Origin of the sequence: Achromobacter sp. Marseille-Q4962, assembly GCF_943737005.1 — a bacterium.
Lineage (GTDB): Bacteria > Pseudomonadota > Gammaproteobacteria > Burkholderiales > Burkholderiaceae_B > Achromobacter.
Genome location: NZ_CALSFU010000007.1, coordinates 37720 through 54306 on the forward strand (window position 1 = coordinate 37720; position 16587 = coordinate 54306).

Sequence of the window (16587 nt, forward strand, 5' to 3'; positions counted from 1 at the left end):
ACGAAAATGCCCGGCCAGCATCATAGCCGCGGCGTTCAGCCCGCGTCTTCCAGGATCATCTCCGCGCCGCGCTCGGCCACCATCATGACGGCGGCCTGGGTATTGCCCGACACCATCCTGGGCATGACCGAGGCGTCGACCACGCGCAGGCCCTCCAGGCCATGGACCCGCAGCCGCGGGTCGGTCACGGCGGCCGGGTCGGCGCCCATGCGGCAGGTGCCGATGGGGTGGTAGATGGTCTGGCCGTTGCGCCGCGCGAAATCCAGCCATTGCTCGTCGGTCTGGACCTCCATGCCCGGACTGGTCTCGGACGCGATGTAGGGCCGCAAGGCGGGCTGCCCGACGATGTGGCGCGCCATCCGCATGCCGCCGATGAGACTGTCGCGGTCGACCTGGGCGGACAGGAAGTTGGGCCGGATGACCGGCGCCGCCATGGGATCGGCCGACCGGATGTGGATGCTGCCTGCGGATTCGGGGCGAAGCTGGGCCACGCCCAGGGTCATGCCGGGGTGGCGGTCCAGGATGCGCTCGGCGGCGTTGGCGTAGCTGGCGTGCACGAAGAAATACTGCACGTCGGCCGCCGGCAGCCCCGGCGAACTCTTCACGAAGCTGTGCACCAGGCCCGTGCCCAGCGTGAGGATGCCCTTGCGGCGCAGGTAGTAGCGCGCCACCTGGCGCGCCAGGCGCCAGCCGCGCGACATCTCGTTGAGGGTGACGGCGCCTTTGACCCGCCAGTTCATGCGGGTGGCGAAGTGGTCGATGTAATTCTCGCCCACGCCGGGCCGCGCATGCACGATCGCGATGCCATGCGCGCGCAAGCGGTCGGGGTCGCCCACGCCGGAAAGCTCCAGCAATTGCGGCGACTGCACCGCGCCCAGGCAGACCAGGGTTTCGCGGCCCGCGCGCACGACGTGCTCCTCGCCGTTCTTGCGGTAGGCCACGCCCACGCAGCGCCTGCCCTCGAACACGAGCCGGGTGACGTGCGCGCCGCATTCGATCTTGAGATTGGCGCGCCCCGAGGCGGGCCTGAGGTAGCCGTCCACCACGCTCCAGCGCCGGCCATGGCGCTGCAGCACCTGGTAATAGCCCACCCCTTCCTGTACGCCGCTGTTGTAATCGGGGTTCCAGGGCAGGCCGGCCTGCTGCGCGGCCTGCACATAGGCATCCGAAACCGGAAAGCGCTCCGAAACCTCTTCCAGGTACATGGGCCCCTGCTTGCCCCGGGTTTCGTCGCCAGCCTCGTAGTTCTCGATCTTGCGGAATACGCGCTCCACGCTGCGAAAGCCCCAGCCCGCGGCGCCCGCCGCCTCCCAGGCGTCGTAGTCGGAGGGCAGGCCGCGCACGTAGATCATGCCGTTGATGAGGGACGATCCTCCCAGGCCCTTGCCGCGCGGCACGGAAATCACGCGGCCCAGCGTGTTGTCTTCGGGCTCGGTGGCGAAGCGCCAGTTGTATTCCGGATTGACCAGCAGCTTGGAGAAGCCCGCCGGAATCGAGATCCACATGCTGCGGGCCTCGTGGCCGGCCTCCAGCATCAGGACCCGGTGCCGGCCGCTCGCGCTCAGGCGGTTGGCCAGGATGCAGCCGGCGGTGCCCCCGCCGGCGATGATGAAATCGAAGTCGCTCATCTCGCGGTTCCGGAAGCGTCGCGCGGCTTCACGCCCATGGTTTCCGCCATCAGCGCGATCTGGCAGGCCAGCATGGGAGCGCCATAGTGGATGCGGCAGCCGCGCGCCTGGGCGGCGCGCAGCAGCGGCGTGTCCTGCGGCTGCATGATGACTTCGCATACGATCTGGTCGGGTGCCAGGCGGCTGGCGTCCAGCGGCAGCGGATCGTTTTCCTTCATGCCCAGCGAGGTGCCATTGACGACCAGGTCGTGCCCGGCAGGATCGGGGCCGCCGATGTCAATGCGCGCCTGCGGATGCAGCGACAGGATGCGGGCCTTCAGGTCTTCGGCCTTGGCCGTGGTGCGGTTGGCGATGGTGAGCCGCGACACGCCCGCCTGCGCCAGCGCGAAGCCGATGGCGTTGGCCGCGCCTCCGGCGCCGGCCAGATAGGCGCTCTTGCCGGCGGGATCGATGCCCGCCTCGCGCAGGCCGCGCACGAAACCCTCGCCGTCCAGCATGTCCGCCACCAGGCGGCCGTCCGGTTTGCGCCGCACCACGTTGGCCGCGCCGATTTTCTGCGCCACCGGCGACACCTCGTCCACCAGCGCCAGGATGGCGGACTTGTGCGGCATGGTGACGACGAAGCCGCCCAGGTTTTCCAGCGCCCGCAGGCCGGCCACCACCGCCGCCAGGTTGTCGGGCCGCGCATGCAACGGCACGCACACGCCGTCGAAACCGATGCGCGCGAAATGCTCGTTCAGGCGCTGGGGCGTTTTCACGTGATAGATGGGATCGGCCAGGATGCCGAACAGCCGGGTGTTGCCGCTGATTTCCTTCATGAGTGGATGCTCCTCTTTATCTTGCGACAGGGCAGGATATCGCGCGCCGCGCGGCCCTGGCTTTTCGTCCGAAACCGGGCCCGCCGTTTCCGGCGCCGCCGTTTTCTCCAATAATATATGATATATAATATATATTCATCGCTTCGCCCAGGCTACGACGGGCTAGAATCCGTTCCCGGACTCCCTACCCGCCAGCCTTTACCGCCATGCCCAGTCTCAAACCGGTCAAGAAAGAGAACCTGTCCGTCAGGGTCTACAACGAAATCCGCAACGCCCTCATCAACGGGCAGTACGAGCCCGGCGAGCGCCTCATCATCGGCGAACTGGCCCAGGAAATGGGCGTGTCCATCACGCCCGTGCGCGAGGCCATCTTCCGCCTCATCAGCGAACAGGGGCTGGAAATGCAGGCCGCCACCGCGGTGTACGTGCCCTACGTCAACTCCGAGAAGCTGCGCGAAATCCAGCAGATCCGCTTCCACCTCGAAGGCATGGGCGCGGCCGAGGCCGCCAAGAACATCACGCGCAAGCAGCTCGACAACCTGATCGCGCTGCAGCAGGAATTCATTTCCTGCACGTCCACCGACCCCAAGCGCGCCAGCTACCTCAACCGCAAGTTTCATTTCGCCATCCTGGAAGCCAGCAACAAGCCCATTTTGCGCAACACCGTGGAATCGTTCTGGGTCATTACCGGGCCCATCCTGAAGGTGTTCCACGTCAAGACCGCGGGGCTGGACTACTCCCAGGGGCAGCACCGCCACGAGGCCGTGCTGGAGGCGTTGGCCGCGCGCGATTCCGAGGCCGCCGCCAAGGCCATCCAGGCCGATCTGGTATGGGGCGGCAAGATCATGATCGACTGGCTGGTGGAGCGCGAAAAAGAACTCGACTACCGCCCGCCAGGCGCACGCAACAAATAGGGAGCAAGCATGCTGAAGATCTTCGGCGGCCCGGGCCGCTATGTGCAGGGCCCCGGCGCGCTGGAATCGCTGGGCGATTACGCGGCGCTGTTCGGCCCCCGCGCCGCGCTGGTCATCGACCGCCACGTGCACGGCATGCTGGGCCCGAAGATCGAAAGCCTCTGCGCGTCGCGGCAGGTGGGCCTGACGCCTCTCTTCGTGGAAGGCGACCTCACGCCGGACCAGGTGCAATCGCTGCGCGCGCAGGCCGCGCGGGCGGCGCCCGACATGGTGATCGCCGTGGGCGGCGGCAAGGCGCTGGACGCGGGCAAGGCGGTGGCCAAGTCGGTGCACCGCCATCTGCTCACCGTGCCCACGGTGGCATCCAACGACGCGCCCACCAGCAAGAACTACGTGCTCTACGACGCGCATCACCAGCTCCTCGCCGTCGAGCACATGCTGTTCAATCCCACCATCGTGCTGGTGGACACGGCGGTCATCGCCACCGCGCCGGCGCATTTCTTCCGCGCCGGCCTGGGCGACGCCGTTTCCAAGAAGTTCGAGGCCGGGCAATGCGCGCGCAACGGCGGGCTCAATATGTACGACGCGGCGCCGCCGCTCACGGCGCAATGCATTGCCGACGGCTGCCTGCGCGTACTGCTGGCCGATGGGGCGGCGGCCCTGGACGCGGCCGGCACCGGCCGGCCCACGCCCGCCTTCGAGCGGGTGGTGGAAGCCATGATCCTCATGAGCGGACTCGGGTTCGAAAGCGGCGGCCTGTCCATCGCCCACGCCCTTACGCGCGGCCTGCCGCGCATTCCCGGCGTGGCCGCCGCGCTGCACGGGCTGCAGGTGGCGCTGGGCCTGCTGGTACAGCTCGATCTGGAACGGCGCGACGACGACATGCTGCAAACCCTCACGCAGTGGTACGGGGCCGTCGGCCTGCCGCGCAGCCTGCGTGAGCTGGGCGCCCAGCCTTTCGACGACGGGGTGCTCGAAACCGCGGCCAGCCTCACGCTCAAGGCCCGCCACGCCGCCAATTTCGACCGGCGGCTGACGGTCGCCGAGCTGGCCAACGCCCTGCGGCGCCGCGCCTGAGCCGGCCGCGCCTGAGCCGGCCGCGCCTAAGCCGGCCGCGCCTGCCCCCTTTTCAGAACGCCACGTTGTCCTTGCCTTTCAGGCCCAGCTTGGCGCGGGCCTCGTCCGGCGTCGCCACCTCCAGGTTGAGCGCCTCGATGATGCTGCGAATGCGTTCGACCTGCACGCGGTTCGACTCCGCGAGCTGGCCGGGGCCGATCCACAGCGAGTCCTCCAGCCCCACGCGCACGTTGGACCCCATGGCCGCGCCGATGGTCGCCAGCGGCATCTGGTTGCGCCCCGCTCCCAGGATGGACCACTCGTATTCCGAGCCGAACAGGCGATCGGCCGTACGCTTCATGTGCATCAGGTCTTCCGGGTGCGGGCCGATGCCGCCCAGGATGCCGAACACCGACTGAATGAAGGGCGGCGACTTCACCAGGCCGCGGTCGACGAAGTGCGCCAGGTTGTACAGGTGGCTGATGTCGTAGCACTCGAACTCGAAGCGGGTGCCGTTGGCGTTGCCCAGCGCGAGAATCGACTCGATGTCCTGGTAGGTGTTGCGGAAGATCAGCGAGCGGCTGTTCTCCAGGTGCTCGCGCTCCCAGTCGTGCTTGAACTCCTTGAAGCGGTTCAGCATGGGGAAGAGGCCAAAGTTCATCGACCCCATGTTGAGCGAGGCCAGCTCCGGCTTGAAGGTGGTGGCCGGGCGCATGCGTTCTTCCACCGTCATGTGCGGACTGCCGCCGGTGGTGATGTTGATGACGGCGTCGGTTTCGCTCTTGATGCGCTCCAGGAACGGCTTGAACAGCGCCGGGTCTTGCGAGGGCTTGCCCGTCTGCGGATCGCGCGCGTGCAGGTGCAGCACGGCCGCGCCGGCCCGGGCCGCGCCGATGGCCGCCTCGGCGATCTCGTCGGCCGTCACCGGCAGGTGCGGCGACATGCTGGGCGTGTGGATCGCGCCCGTCACGGCGCAAGTGATGATGACCTTCTGTCTGGCTTTAGCCATTCTCGTCTCCGTTGCTTTGTTTGTGGCGCATCAGGCGCATGAGTTTTTCGTCGCGCCAGAAGCGGCGCCGGGCCAGGTCTTCCTCGGGCAGCAGCGCGCGGCGTTCGCGCGCCAGGGTCTGGACGAGCTCGCCCTCCCAGGGCACGCACTCGCCCTGCGACGCGCCGATACCGCGGTACAGCCCGCCGTAGCGTTCGCAGTAATCGGCGATGCCGCCCGGTGCGTTGAGGTCTATGGTTTCGAACGGCCCCATGAAAGACCAGCGCAGGCCCAGGCCGTCCTTGACCGTGGTGTCGATGTCTTCGGCGCTCGCGATGCCCGCGCCGGCGAGCCGGAAGGCTTCGTGCAGCAGCGCGCCCTGCAGGCGGTTGAGAATGAAGCCCTCGATTTCGCGGCGCAGGGTCACGGGCTTCTGGCCGATGGCGCGCATGATGTCGGCGGCGCGCGCCACGGCCCGCGGATCGGTCCATGGCGCGGGGCAGATCTCCACCACGGGGATCAGGTAGGGCGGATTCACCGGATGCGCCACCAGGCAGCGGCCGCGCCCGGCCAGGTGCCCGGTGAAGGCGCTGGCCGGAATGCTGGACGTGGAGCTGCCGATCACGGCGTCGGGATCGGCCTCGGCGTCCAGGCGGGAGAAAAGCTCGCGCTTGACTTCCACCTTTTCGGGGGAGTTCTCCTGCACGTAGGCCGCCCCGCGCAATGCGGCCCGCAGGGTGGCGGCCACGCCTACCCGCGCTCCGGCGGCGCGGGCGTCGTCCACCATGCCCTGCGCCTCGAGCTCGCCCAGCTGCCGCAGCACGAGTTCGCGCGCCCGCTCGGCGGCGCCGTCGGCGGGGTCGTACAGCCGCGCCTCCCAGCCCATGCGGGCGAATACGATGGCCCAGCCCTGGCCGATCAGGCCGCAACCGATGATGGCGGCGCACGGCCGCTGCCCGGCGCCCATCAGCAGAGCTTCTGCGTGAAGCCGTCGACCACGATGGCCTGCCCGCTCACGCTGCGCGCGGCCTCGCTGGCGTTGAACAGCGCCATGTTGGCGATGTCGCGCGCCGTCACCATGCGGCCCAGCGCCGCCTGGTTTTCGTACTGGGCGGCGATTTCCTCGACCGGCCGGCCCAGGGTCGCCGCCTTGGCGGCGATGACCGCGCGGATGCGCGGCCCTTCCACCGCACCCGGCAGGATCGCATTGACGCGGATGCCGTGCGGCCCCAGCTCGATGGCCAGCGATTTCGTGAAACCGATGACCGCCCACTTGGAAGCCGAATACACAGAACGGCCGGCGAAACCGAGATGGCCGGCCGCCGACGACATATTGATCATGACGCCCGCGCGGGACTGCTTGAGCATGGGAATGGCGCGGCGCGCGCACAGGAACTGGCCGGTGATGTTCACCGCCAGCGTGCGGTCCCAATCGGCCTTGCTCAGGGTTTCGACGAAACCCGTGGGGCCCGCAATGCCGGCATTATTGATGAGCACGTCCAGGCCGCCCAGGGTGTTCGAGACGGCTTCGAAAAGCGCGTCGACGCCGGCCTCGTCGGATACGTCGGCCTTCATGGCATGCACGCCGGGCAATTCAGCGGGCAGCGCGTCCAGGCGCTCCTGGTTGACGTCGCAGACGAATACCGAGGCGCCCGCATGCCGGAACACCTTGGCCATTTCCAGGCCCAACCCGTCGGCGCCGGCCGTGATGAGCACTTTTCTGCCGGTGAAATCCACTTCCTCGAACATGCGCGTGTCTCCTCGATTGTGGTGTATGGGCGCCGGCCAATCATATACGATATATGATAAAAATCGCGCCGCCATCGTCAAGCGAATGAATTTTCCGTCGTGTCGGCAAGCCGTGAAATACATGCCTCACAGGTCTGCCCGCTGCGCGCTAAGGCTTTATTCATGCGGCTTGAGGGAAATCCCCGATTCGGCCCGCAAGCCCCGCCACTAGAATCCAATTCGAGGTTTCGTACCCCGCCAGGCCATATATCATATATTTCCAAAAACAGACGGACCAGAGTCCGCACACCAATCACAAAGGAGCGTAGACAGTGTTCAAGTTCAACAAACTTGCTTTGGCGCTGGGGATGTGCGGCGCATTGGCGGCCGGTTCGGCCGCCGCCGACGTAAAGGTGGGCGCCCTCTTTCCGTTCAGCGGAGCGCTGGCGCTGCTGGGCCAGGAGAGCTACCGGGGCCTGGAGCTGGCGGTCAACGAAATCAACGCCGCGGGCGGCATCAACGGGGAGAAGATCGAAATCGTCAAAGCCGACGCGGTGGATCCCACCCAGGCCGTGTCGGAAACCAAGCGGCTCATTTCGTCCAATGTGGCGGCGGTGTTCGGCAGCTATGCCTCCGGTATTTCCTATGCGGCCTCCCCCGTCACCGAACTGGCCGGCGTGCCCTATTTCGAGCTGGGCGCCACCGCGCACAAGATCACCACGCGCGGCTATAAGTACCTGTTCCGCAGCAACCCCAACACCGGCCTGTACGGCGTGGCCGTGGTGAACGCGCTGCACGACATGATCGCGCCGGGCATGGGCCTGGATCCCAAGGACATCCGCATCGGCATCATCCACGAAGACGGCCCTTACGGCACCGATGTGGCGGCCACCGAGAAAAAGCGCGCCGAAGAGCTTGGCTACACCGTGGCCGAAGTCCTGCCCTACTCCGCCAAGACGGTGGACCTGTCCTCGCTCATCCTGCGCCTGAAAGGGTCCAAGGTGAACGTGGTGCTGCAGACCGCCTACCAGAACGACGCCATCCTGTATTTCCGCCAGGCGCGCTCGTCCGGCTTCAAGCCCAAGGTCGTGGTGGGCGCGGGCGGCGGCTACTCGCTGGCGGATACGGCCAAGGCCGTGGGCGCCGACATGAACGGGGTGTTCGACCTGGACTTCCCGCAGGCTTCCATCAACCCCGCCGGCGCGCCCGGGCTGGACAAGTTCCTGCAGGCCTACAAGACCGCCTACAAGTCCGATCCGCAATCGGGCCACAGCCTCACCAACTACGTGGGCGCCAAGGCTTTTTTCGAAGCCATGGCCAACGCCAAGTCCACCGACAAGGACAAGATCCGCGCGGCCGTGCTCGCCTACAAGAAGCCCGCCGGCCAGACTGCCAACGGCTGGGGCTTCGACTTCGGGGAAGACGGCCAGAACAACGCCTCCACCTTCTACGTGATGCAGTGGCAGGACGGCAAGCTGGTCACCATCGCCCCTGAGAACCTCGCGCTCGGCAAGCCCGTCTTCAACAAGTAGGCGCATTGCCGCATTGCCCGCGCCGGACGCTCGGGGGCGTCCGGCGCCGACCGGGGCATGCCGGAGCGGCCCGCCGCCCGCATGCCCCGCCCCGGGGCCTGTTCACATTAGAAGACTGCACCATGGATATCTTTATTCAACTGGTCATCAACGGCCTGTTGCTGGGCGGCGCCTACACCATCATCAGCCTGGGCCTGACGCTGATCTTCGGCGTCGTGCGCGTGGTGAATTTCGCGCACGGCGAGTTCCTGATGGTGGGGATGTACCTGGTCTACCTGATCGCCGCCCATTTCGGCGTCCATCCCTATGCCGGGCTGATCCCGGTTGCCGTCATCCTGTTCGCGCTGGGCGTGCTGACGCAGCGGGCGGTCATCCAGCCGCTGCTGCACGCGGACCAGCACATCCAGATCTTCGCCACCGTCGGCATCTCCACCATTCTGCTCAACCTCGCGCTGGTGGTGTTCGGCGCCAACGTCTTCCGGGCCCCGGCGGACCTGGGCACGGGCGCGATCGACGTGGGCCCGTACTCGATGGTGACCGGCCAGGTCATCACCTTCGTGGTCGGCATCGGACTCGCGGCGCTGCTGCACGTGTTCATGCACCGCACCTATCTGGGCCGCGCGCTGCGCGCCGTGGCCCAGCACCGCTACGCCGCCACGCTCATGGGCGTGAACGTCAACAGCGTCTATGCCATCGCCTTCGGCCTGGGCACCGCCTTCGTGGGCGTGGCCGCCGGGCTGCTGGCGCCGCAATACCCGGTGTTCCCCACAGTGGGCACGTATTTCGTGCTGACGGCCTTCGTAATCGTGGTGCTGGGCGGGCTGGGCAGCCTCTACGGCGCGGTGGCCGGCTCCATGATCATCGGCATCGTGGACACGCTGGCCGGCTACTACATCGCCCCCGACCTGAAAGAAGTCGTTTACTTCGGGATCTTCCTCTTGATCCTTGTCCTGCGTCCGACCGGCCTGTTCGGCGTCGGCACCGAGTGACCCGCACAACAAGGAGCCAGACGTGTTTCCCGATTTCCGACATCCCAAGACCTACGTCAGCCTCGTCCTGCTGATCGTGATGTTCCTCGTGCCCCTGGCCATGGGCACGCCTTTCTGGACCAACCTGTTCGTGCTGCTGTTCGTGTTCTCGGCGCTGTCCGTGGCCTGGAACGTCGTGGGCGGCTACGCGGGCCAGCTCTCGCTGGGCCATGCCGTGTTCTACGGCATCGGCGGCTACACGGCCACGCTGCTCACGCAGAACTTCGGCATCTCGCCGTGGTTCGGCATGATCGCGGGCGCGGCGATCTCCGCCGTGGTGGCCATCGTCATCAGCTACCCCACGCTGCGGCTGCGCGGGCCGTTTTTCGCGCTGGCCACCATCGCCATCCTGGAAGTGGTGCGCCTGCTTGTGATCCACGAGGAGAGCTGGACCGGCGGCTCCAGCGGCATCAGCCTGCCGCTGAATATCGGCTGGACGTGGATCGTGTTCCGCGAAAAGATCAACTACGTCATCATCGCCTTCGCGCTCTTCGTGCTGGTGACCTGGGTGTCGTGGTACATACGCAAGTCGCGCATGGGGCACTACCTGATCGCCATCCGCGAACGCGAAGACGCGGCCCTGGCGGTGGGCATACACACCGTACGCATGAAGATCGCCGCGGCGGTGGTGTCCGCCGTGCTCACCAGCATCGTCGGCGCCTTCCACATCACCTACCTGACCTTCGTCGATCCCAGCTCGGCCTTCTCGCTGGAGCTCTCGGTGCAGATCGCGATGTTCGCGCTGATCGGCGGCCTGGGCACGGTGGCCGGCCCCATCGCCGGCACCTTTCTCGTACTGCCCATCGCCGAGCTGGCGCGCGGCTGGCTGAGCAGCGTGGGCAACGGCATGCACGGGCTGATCTACGGGCTGATCCTGGTGATCGTGGTGCTGACCATTCCGCGCGGGCTTGCCGGCGCGTTCGGCCCGGCCATCGAGCGCTGGCTGGCCCGCCTGCCCTATCTCGGTTCGCGCAGGCCGGCGGCCGCGCTGGCCGACGTGCAGCCGCTGCGCCCGGCCGCCGCGGCCGGCAAGCCGGTGCTGAAGGCCGAAGGGCTGTTCAAGAGTTTCGGCGGCCTGCGCGCCACCGACAACGTATCCCTCACGCTGAACCAGAACGAGATCCTCGGGCTGATCGGGCCCAACGGCGCAGGCAAGACCACGGTGTTCAACCTGCTTTCCGGCTTTCTCTCGCCCGACAAGGGCGCGGTCAGCATGCTGGACGCCAGCGGCACCTGGGTGAGCTGCAAGTCGCCCGACCAGTTCGCGCACCGCGGCCTGGGCCGCACGTTCCAGATCGCCAAGCCGTTCACCGGCCTCTCGGTGCTGGAGAACATCATGCTGGGCGCCTTCATCCGCACCACCGACCGCGACGAGGCCGAGCAGATCGCGCTCAAGGTGGCCGAGCAGACCGACCTGACGAAGTACCTCAACGCCGAGGCCCGCAGCCTCACCGTGGGCGGCATGAAGCGCCTGGAGGTGGCGCGCGCCCTGGCGATCCGGCCGCGCATCCTGCTGCTGGACGAGGTGATGGCGGGCCTGAACCCCACCGACATCGAGAAATCCATCCAGATGATCCGGCGCATCCGCGATTCCGGCGTGTCGGTGCTGCTGATCGAGCACATGATGCAAGCCACCATGGCGCTGTCCGACCGCATCATCGTGCTCAACGAAGGCGCGGTGCTGGTCAGCGGCACGCCGCGGGAAGTGGTGGAGAACCCCGCCGTGATCGAAGCCTATTTGGGCAAGGAGTACCAGGATGCTTAAGGTATCGAACCTCTGCGCGGGCTACGGCAAGAGCCAGGTGCTGAACGGCCTGGACTTCGAGGTGCGCGCCGGCGAGATCGTGACGCTGATCGGCGCCAACGGCGCGGGCAAGACCACCACGCTCAAGACGCTGTGCGGCGTGATTCCGGCCACGGGCGGCACGGTGGAGTTCGAGGGGCGCGACCTCACCAACCGCAAGCCGTACGACATCGTGGACGCGGGCATCACCATGATTCCCGAGGGACGGCAGCTTTTTCCGCATTTCACGGTCAGGGACAACCTGCTGATGGGCGCGTACAAGCGCGCCGCCCGCCCGCAAGTCGAACGCAAGCTCGAAGAAGTGCTGGGTCTGTTTCCCCGCGTGAAGGAGCGCCTCAAACAATACGCCGGATCGCTGTCCGGCGGCGAACAGCAGATGGTGGCCATTGCTCGCGGCATGATGGCCGACCCCCGGCTGCTGGTCTTTGACGAACCCTCGCTGGGCCTGTCGCCGCTGCTGGTGCAGCAGATGTTCGAAACCATCCGCAACATCACCGGGCGCGGCATGACCGTGCTGCTGGTGGAGCAGAACGTGTTCCGCACGCTGCGGCTGGCCGACCGCGGCTACGTGCTGGAGAACGGCGCCATCGTGCGCAGCGGCACGGGCGCGGAGCTGCTGTCCGACCCTCACGTCAAGAAGGCCTATCTCGGCCACTGAATCCAAGGACGACCATGCCTGCCCGACGCTGCATATACATCGACCACGGCCAGGGCGGCGCGCCCGGCTGCATGCGCCTGGCCGAGCGCGACATGCCCGCGCCCACCGGGCGCCAGGTGCTGATCGAAGTCGCCTGCGCGGGCGTGAACCGCCCCGAGGTGCTGCAACGCGCCGGCGCCTACCCGCCCCCGCCCGGCGCCTCTCCCTACCTGGGCCTGGAGGTGTCGGGCACGGTGGCGGCCGCCGGCCCCGAAGCCCGTCAATGGAAGGTCGGCGACGCGGTCTGCGCGCTCACGCCGGGCGGCGGCTACGCGCAGTATTGCCTGGCCGACGAACGCCATTGCCTGCCGGTGCCGCGCGGACTGGACCTGCTGACGGCGGCCGCCATCCCCGAAAACTATTTCACGGTCTGGACCAATGTGTTCGACCGCGCCGGCCTGCGGGCGGGCGAGAAATTCCTGGTGCACGGCGGCTCCAGCGGCATCGGCCTGACCGCCATCCAGCTCGCGCGCGAGTTCGGCGCCGAAGTCTGGACCACGGTGGGAAATGCCGAAAAGGCGCAGGCCTGCCTGGAGGCGGGCGCGCAGCATGCGCTGATCTACCGCGACACCGATTACGAAAGCGCGATCCGCGACGCCACCGGCGGCAAGGGCGTGGACGTCATCCTGGACATGGTGGGCGGCGCCTACATCAACAAGAACCTGCGCCTGCTGGCCGTCAACGGGCGGCTGGTGCAGGTCGCGTTCCTGGAGGGCAGCAAGGCCGAGATCGACGCCATGCCCATCATGACCAAACGGCTGACGTTTACCGGCTCCACGCTGCGCCCGCGCCCGGACGAAGACAAGGCCGCCATCGCCGACGCGCTGCGCGCCAGGGTGCTGCCGCTGATGGAACAGGGCAAATGCCTGCCGCGGATCCATGCGGTGTTCCCGCTGGCCGAGGCCGCGCGGGCCCACGAGCTCATGGAGAGCAGCCGCCACATCGGAAAAATCATGTTGAAGGTGAAAGAATGAACGCTCGTTTCACAGGCCAGACCGCGCTGGTGACCGGCGCGGCCGGCGGCATCGGCTCGGCCATCGCCCGGGCCCTGGCGGCCGAAGGCGCGCGCGTGGGCCTCATCGACTTCGACGCCCAGGCCGGCGGCCGGCTGGAGGCATCGCTGCGGGCCCAGGGCCGCGACGCCTGCTTCGCCCAGGCCGACGTATCGCGCTTCGACGCCTGCCAGGCCGCCTACGACCTCATCGCGCGCACGCTGGGCGAGCCCGGCATCCTGGTCAACAACGTCGGCATTTCCCCCAAGACCGCGGGCCGGGCGCTGAAGGTGTGGGAAATGCCGCCGCAGGAATGGGACCGCGTGGTGTCCGTCAACCTGAACAGCGCCTTCTATCTTACCCGGCTGGCCTCGCCCGGCATGGTGCGCGAGCGGCGCGGCCGGATCATCAATATGTCTTCGGTGGCGGGCAAGGCGTATTGCGACATCGTCGCCGCCCACTACGCCGCCACCAAGGCCGGACTGATCGGCCTGACGCGCCATTGGGCGGCCGAGCTGGGCGAGTACGAGGTCACGGTCAACGCCATCGCGCCCGGCCGGATCAGCACGCCCCTGCTGAAGACCGTGCCCCAGGAGATCAACGACGCGGTTACGCGCGTGACCGCGATGCGCCGGCTGGGCACGCCCGAAGAGGTGGCCGACGCCTGCCTGTTCTTCGCCTCGGACGAGGCCCGCTTCGTGACCGGCCAGGTTCTGGACGTGGCCGGTGGCTGGCTCATGACCTGACGCGTCAGGCCGCGTCCGGCTCGCCCAGGCGGTACACCAGCGTATCCAGGCGCGTGACGCCGCGCTCGGCGAACTTCGGCTCCTTCTCCAGGATGCCGCGCCGGTCGATGAGGCGCGCCGGGGCCACGCCTTCGTACAGGCGCCGCACCTCGTCGTCGGGCACCGAGAACGGCGGGCCTTCCATTTCCGCCTGCGGGTAGTCCAGGGTGATGAGCAGCCCGCGCCAGCCGGCGCCGAGCTGGCCGTAGACGTGGCGCGCATAGCGCGCCCGCATCTCGGCCGGCAGCGCCACCAGGCGCCGCGCGATCGTAGGCGCCCGCGCATTGCGACAGCGCCGCCCTGTCGAGCCCGAAGATGTCGCCGCAGATGATTTCGATATTGCCGGCCTCGTAATGCCTGCCGTAGGCCGATTCGCGCACCGAGGGCGACAGGCCGTGCTCGTCGAAGAACTGGGTCACGGCAAGCTCGGCCAGCTCCACGCCCAGCACCGGATGGCCCTGCGAGGCGATCCAGGCCATGTCCAGCGACTTGCCGCACAGAGGCACCAGCACCTTGCCGCCCGCAGGCACTTGCAGCGCAGGCCAGTATTTCTGCAACAGCGGGGTCACCCGCGCCTGATGAAAATGCGTGCGCCCCTCGCGCCAGCGCTCCAGCCAGAATTCCGCGTCCATACCGGGTCTGCTCCTCCTCGTTCGCGGCCGGGCGCGCGGCGCGCCCGGCGAGTGGGCATTGTAGACCCGGCATGGACCGGCCCCGGCTCAGTCTATGGAAGCGCCCGCCGTCTTCACCACCTTGCCCAGCCGGCCGTATTCCTCGGCGCCGAACTCGGCCAGGTTCTGGCGCGACGTGGGCGCGGGCTCCGCGCCGCGCGACTCCAGCGCCTGGCGCACTTCGGGGCGCTGCAGCGCGCGCTGCACGGCCGCGTTCAGCTTGTCCAGGATGGCCGGCGGCGTGCCCTTGGGCGCGTAGAGTCCGTCCCAGGCGAAGAACTCGTAACCCTTGACCCCGGCCTCGCCGATGGTGGGAATGGCGGGTTGCGAGGCAACCCGCCGCGGCGTGGTCACGCCCAGCGCGCGCAGTTTGCCCGCGTCGATCTGGCCCGCCACGTTGGGCATCACGTCGATGAGCAGCGAAATGCGCCCGCCCAGCAGGTCGGTCATGGCGGCCCCGCCTCCCTTGTAGGGAACGTGCATGATCTTCACGCCGGCCATCTGGTTGAGCAGCTCACAGGCCAGGTGCGACGAGGTGCCGTTGCCGGCCGAGCCGCAGGTCAGTTCGCCCGGGTGCTTGCGCGCATAGCCCAGAAGCTGGTCCAGGGTCTTGAAACGCTCGTCGGCGGCGTTGACCACCAGCACGGCGGCAATGGTGGTGAAGCGCGAAATGGGCTCGAAGTCGCCCGGCTTGTAGCCCGGCGTCTTGTACAGCCAGTGGTTGATCGCCTGGGTGCCGTTGGTGCCGTAGGCCAGCGTGTAGCCGTCCGGCGCGGCGCGCGCGACCATGGCGGTGCCGATGTTGCCGCCCGCGCCGGGGCGGTTCTCCACGATCACGGACTGGCCCAGCTCGCGGGCCAGCGGCTCGGCCACGAGGCGGGCCAGCGTATCGCCGCCGCCTCCCGGGGCGAACGGCACGACCAGGGTAATGGCGTGGGTGGGCCAGGACGCCGGCTCCGCCTGCGCCGGCCCGGCCAGGGCGGCGCAGAGCGCGGCGGCCGCGCATGACATGAGATTGCGGGATTTCATGATGTTGTCTCCTGAGGTGGTAGGTGCCGGGTCGGCGCGTCCGGCCCGCTTGTTGTTGTATGGGGCGCACCCGGATGAAAAAGGGGATCTCTCCTGCTGGAATGCTCCTGGGCGCTCAAACGAAATGACAGGCTACGGTGCCCAGCGGTCCGTAGTCCACGCTGAAGGTGTCGCCGCGTTGGGCATAGACGGGGCGCGTGAACGAGCCGCCCAGGATGATCTGGCCCGGCTCCAGCGCCACGCCGTGCTCGCCCAGCTTGTTGGCGAGCCAGGCCACGCCGTTGGCGGGGTGGTTCAGCACGCCCGCGGCCAGGCCCGTTTCCTCGATGACCGCATTGCGCGACATGATGGCTCCGGCCCAGCGCAGGTCCGTTTCGCGCGGCCCCACCGGCCGGCCGCCCAGCACCAGCCCGGCATTGGCGGCGTTGTCGGCAATGGTGTCCACCACTTTGCGGGGCCGCTGTGTGTCGGGGTCGATCTGTTGCGAACGCGCATCGATGATCTCCAGCGCCGGCGTAACGTAGCGCACCGCGTCCAGCACGTCGAACAGCGTCACGCCCGGCCCGCGCAGCGGGCGGTCGAGGATGAAGGCCAGCTCCACCTCCACGCGCGGCACGATATAGCGGCCGCGCTCGATGGCGGCCCCGTCGGCGTACAGCATGTCGTCGAGCAGCGTGCCGTAATCGGGCTCGTCGATCTGCGAAGAAAGCTGCATGGCGCGCGATGTAAGGCCGATCTTGTGGCCGATCACGCGCCGGCCGGCGCGCAGTTTCTGCGCCACCCATTCGCGCTGCACGGCGTAGGCGTCTGCGATCGTCATGTCGGGATGTTCCAGCGAAAGCTGGCGGATCTGCTTGCGCTCGCGCTCGGCCTGGTCCAGGCGCGAAGCCAGGGCGGCAATGGTGCGGGTGTCCATG

Annotated in this window: 15 protein-coding genes and 1 pseudogene; 8 read left to right on the forward strand and 8 right to left on the reverse strand. The window is 67.9% G+C overall.

What is annotated here, in order from left to right:
- Positions 1–35 precede the first annotated feature (35 nt).
- Entirely contained in the window at positions 36–1628 is a 1593-nt protein-coding gene (locus NGJ44_RS07620) for a GMC family oxidoreductase (RefSeq protein WP_053244203.1), read from the reverse strand.
- Complete coding sequence (locus tag NGJ44_RS07625; protein WP_053244202.1) at positions 1625–2446, reverse strand: shikimate dehydrogenase family protein; 822 nt, start codon at positions 2444–2446, stop codon at positions 1625–1627. The genes NGJ44_RS07620 and NGJ44_RS07625 overlap by 4 nt, the downstream gene beginning before the upstream one ends.
- A gap of 206 nt (positions 2447–2652) precedes the next feature.
- On the opposite strand from NGJ44_RS07625, the gene NGJ44_RS07630 reads away from it, so the two are divergent.
- Positions 2653–3360: a GntR family transcriptional regulator gene (locus NGJ44_RS07630; RefSeq protein ID WP_053244201.1), complete on the forward strand. Its 708-nt coding sequence runs from the start codon at positions 2653–2655 to the stop codon at positions 3358–3360.
- A 9-nt stretch (positions 3361–3369) separates the two neighbouring features.
- Positions 3370–4437: a glycerol dehydrogenase gene (locus tag NGJ44_RS07635; RefSeq protein ID WP_251863573.1), complete on the forward strand. Its 1068-nt coding sequence runs from the start codon at positions 3370–3372 to the stop codon at positions 4435–4437.
- Positions 4438–4489: 52 nt separating this feature from the next.
- Here the strand turns inward: NGJ44_RS07635 and kce are convergent, their stop codons facing one another.
- From kce to NGJ44_RS07650, 3 genes are read right to left on the reverse strand one after another with little or no spacing between them, the layout of a single operon-like run.
- Positions 4490–5425 carry a 3,5-dioxohexanoate:acetyl-CoA acetone transferase gene (gene kce, locus NGJ44_RS07640; RefSeq protein WP_053244200.1) on the reverse strand — a complete coding sequence of 312 codons (936 nt, stop codon included), beginning with the start codon at positions 5423–5425 and terminating at the stop codon, positions 4490–4492.
- Complete coding sequence (locus NGJ44_RS07645) at positions 5418–6371, reverse strand: 3-hydroxyacyl-CoA dehydrogenase (protein ID WP_053244199.1); 954 nt, start codon at positions 6369–6371, stop codon at positions 5418–5420. The genes kce and NGJ44_RS07645 overlap by 8 nt, the downstream gene beginning before the upstream one ends.
- Positions 6371–7153 (reverse strand): SDR family oxidoreductase, encoded by a 783-nt coding sequence (locus NGJ44_RS07650; protein WP_251863574.1) that lies wholly within the window; start codon positions 7151–7153, stop codon positions 6371–6373. The genes NGJ44_RS07645 and NGJ44_RS07650 overlap by 1 nt, the downstream gene beginning before the upstream one ends.
- 311 nt (positions 7154–7464) lie before the next feature.
- Between NGJ44_RS07650 and NGJ44_RS07655 the strand changes: the two genes are divergently transcribed.
- From NGJ44_RS07655 to NGJ44_RS07680, 6 genes are all read left to right on the forward strand, one after another.
- On the forward strand, positions 7465–8664 hold the full coding sequence (locus NGJ44_RS07655; protein ID WP_251863575.1) for an ABC transporter substrate-binding protein: 1200 nt from the start codon (positions 7465–7467) through the stop codon (positions 8662–8664).
- Positions 8665–8786: 122 nt separating this feature from the next.
- Entirely contained in the window at positions 8787–9653 is an 867-nt protein-coding gene (locus NGJ44_RS07660) for a branched-chain amino acid ABC transporter permease (RefSeq protein WP_053244198.1), read from the forward strand.
- A 22-nt stretch (positions 9654–9675) separates the two neighbouring features.
- Positions 9676–11457, forward strand: a complete 1782-nt coding sequence (locus tag NGJ44_RS07665; protein WP_251863576.1) for a branched-chain amino acid ABC transporter ATP-binding protein/permease — start codon at positions 9676–9678, stop codon at positions 11455–11457.
- Complete coding sequence (locus NGJ44_RS07670) at positions 11450–12154, forward strand: ABC transporter ATP-binding protein (RefSeq protein ID WP_053244196.1); 705 nt, start codon at positions 11450–11452, stop codon at positions 12152–12154. The genes NGJ44_RS07665 and NGJ44_RS07670 overlap by 8 nt, the downstream gene beginning before the upstream one ends.
- Before the next feature lie 14 nt (positions 12155–12168).
- The gene (locus tag NGJ44_RS07675) at positions 12169–13167 is read left to right on the forward strand and encodes an NAD(P)H-quinone oxidoreductase (protein WP_286012348.1); all 999 of its coding nucleotides are present in this window, start codon (positions 12169–12171) and stop codon (positions 13165–13167) included.
- Entirely contained in the window at positions 13164–13931 is a 768-nt protein-coding gene (locus NGJ44_RS07680; protein WP_251863577.1) for an SDR family oxidoreductase, read from the forward strand. Before NGJ44_RS07675 ends, NGJ44_RS07680 begins: the two co-directional genes overlap by 4 nt.
- Positions 13932–13935: 4 nt before the next feature.
- On the opposite strand, the pseudogene NGJ44_RS07685 reads toward NGJ44_RS07680, so the two are convergent.
- From NGJ44_RS07685 to hpaH, 3 genes and pseudogenes are all read right to left on the reverse strand, one after another.
- Positions 13936–14602, reverse strand: a pseudogene (locus NGJ44_RS07685) (thiopurine S-methyltransferase).
- Between the two features lie 87 nt (positions 14603–14689).
- Positions 14690–15670, reverse strand: a complete 981-nt coding sequence (locus tag NGJ44_RS07690; RefSeq protein ID WP_251863578.1) for a Bug family tripartite tricarboxylate transporter substrate binding protein — start codon at positions 15668–15670, stop codon at positions 14690–14692.
- Between the two features lie 115 nt (positions 15671–15785).
- A complete protein-coding gene (gene hpaH / locus NGJ44_RS07695; RefSeq protein WP_251863579.1) occupies positions 15786–16586 on the reverse strand; it encodes a 2-oxo-hept-4-ene-1,7-dioate hydratase in 801 nt (266 codons plus the stop codon).
- Position 16587 lies beyond the last annotated feature (1 nt).

Bases quoted from the DNA above. Each gene is read 5' to 3' on its own strand.
- NGJ44_RS07620 (WP_053244203.1), bottom strand. From the start codon at position 1,628: ATGAGCGACTTCGATTTCATCATCGCCGGCGGGGGCACCGCCGGCTGC.
- NGJ44_RS07625 (WP_053244202.1), bottom strand. From the start codon at position 2,446: ATGAAGGAAATCAGCGGCAACACCCGGCTGTTCGGCATCCTGGCCGAT.
- NGJ44_RS07630 (WP_053244201.1), top strand. From the start codon at position 2,653: ATGCCCAGTCTCAAACCGGTCAAGAAAGAGAACCTGTCCGTCAGGGTC.
- NGJ44_RS07635 (WP_251863573.1), top strand. From the start codon at position 3,370: ATGCTGAAGATCTTCGGCGGCCCGGGCCGCTATGTGCAGGGCCCCGGC.
- kce (WP_053244200.1), bottom strand. From the start codon at position 5,425: ATGGCTAAAGCCAGACAGAAGGTCATCATCACTTGCGCCGTGACGGGC.
- NGJ44_RS07645 (WP_053244199.1), bottom strand. From the start codon at position 6,371: ATGGGCGCCGGGCAGCGGCCGTGCGCCGCCATCATCGGTTGCGGCCTG.
- NGJ44_RS07650 (WP_251863574.1), bottom strand. From the start codon at position 7,153: ATGTTCGAGGAAGTGGATTTCACCGGCAGAAAAGTGCTCATCACGGCC.
- NGJ44_RS07660 (WP_053244198.1), top strand. From the start codon at position 8,787: ATGGATATCTTTATTCAACTGGTCATCAACGGCCTGTTGCTGGGCGGC.
- NGJ44_RS07670 (WP_053244196.1), top strand. From the start codon at position 11,450: ATGCTTAAGGTATCGAACCTCTGCGCGGGCTACGGCAAGAGCCAGGTG.
- NGJ44_RS07675 (WP_286012348.1), top strand. From the start codon at position 12,169: ATGCCTGCCCGACGCTGCATATACATCGACCACGGCCAGGGCGGCGCG.
- NGJ44_RS07680 (WP_251863577.1), top strand. From the start codon at position 13,164: ATGAACGCTCGTTTCACAGGCCAGACCGCGCTGGTGACCGGCGCGGCC.
- NGJ44_RS07690 (WP_251863578.1), bottom strand. From the start codon at position 15,670: ATGAAATCCCGCAATCTCATGTCATGCGCGGCCGCCGCGCTCTGCGCC.
- hpaH (WP_251863579.1), bottom strand. From the start codon at position 16,586: ATGGACACCCGCACCATTGCCGCCCTGGCTTCGCGCCTGGACCAGGCC.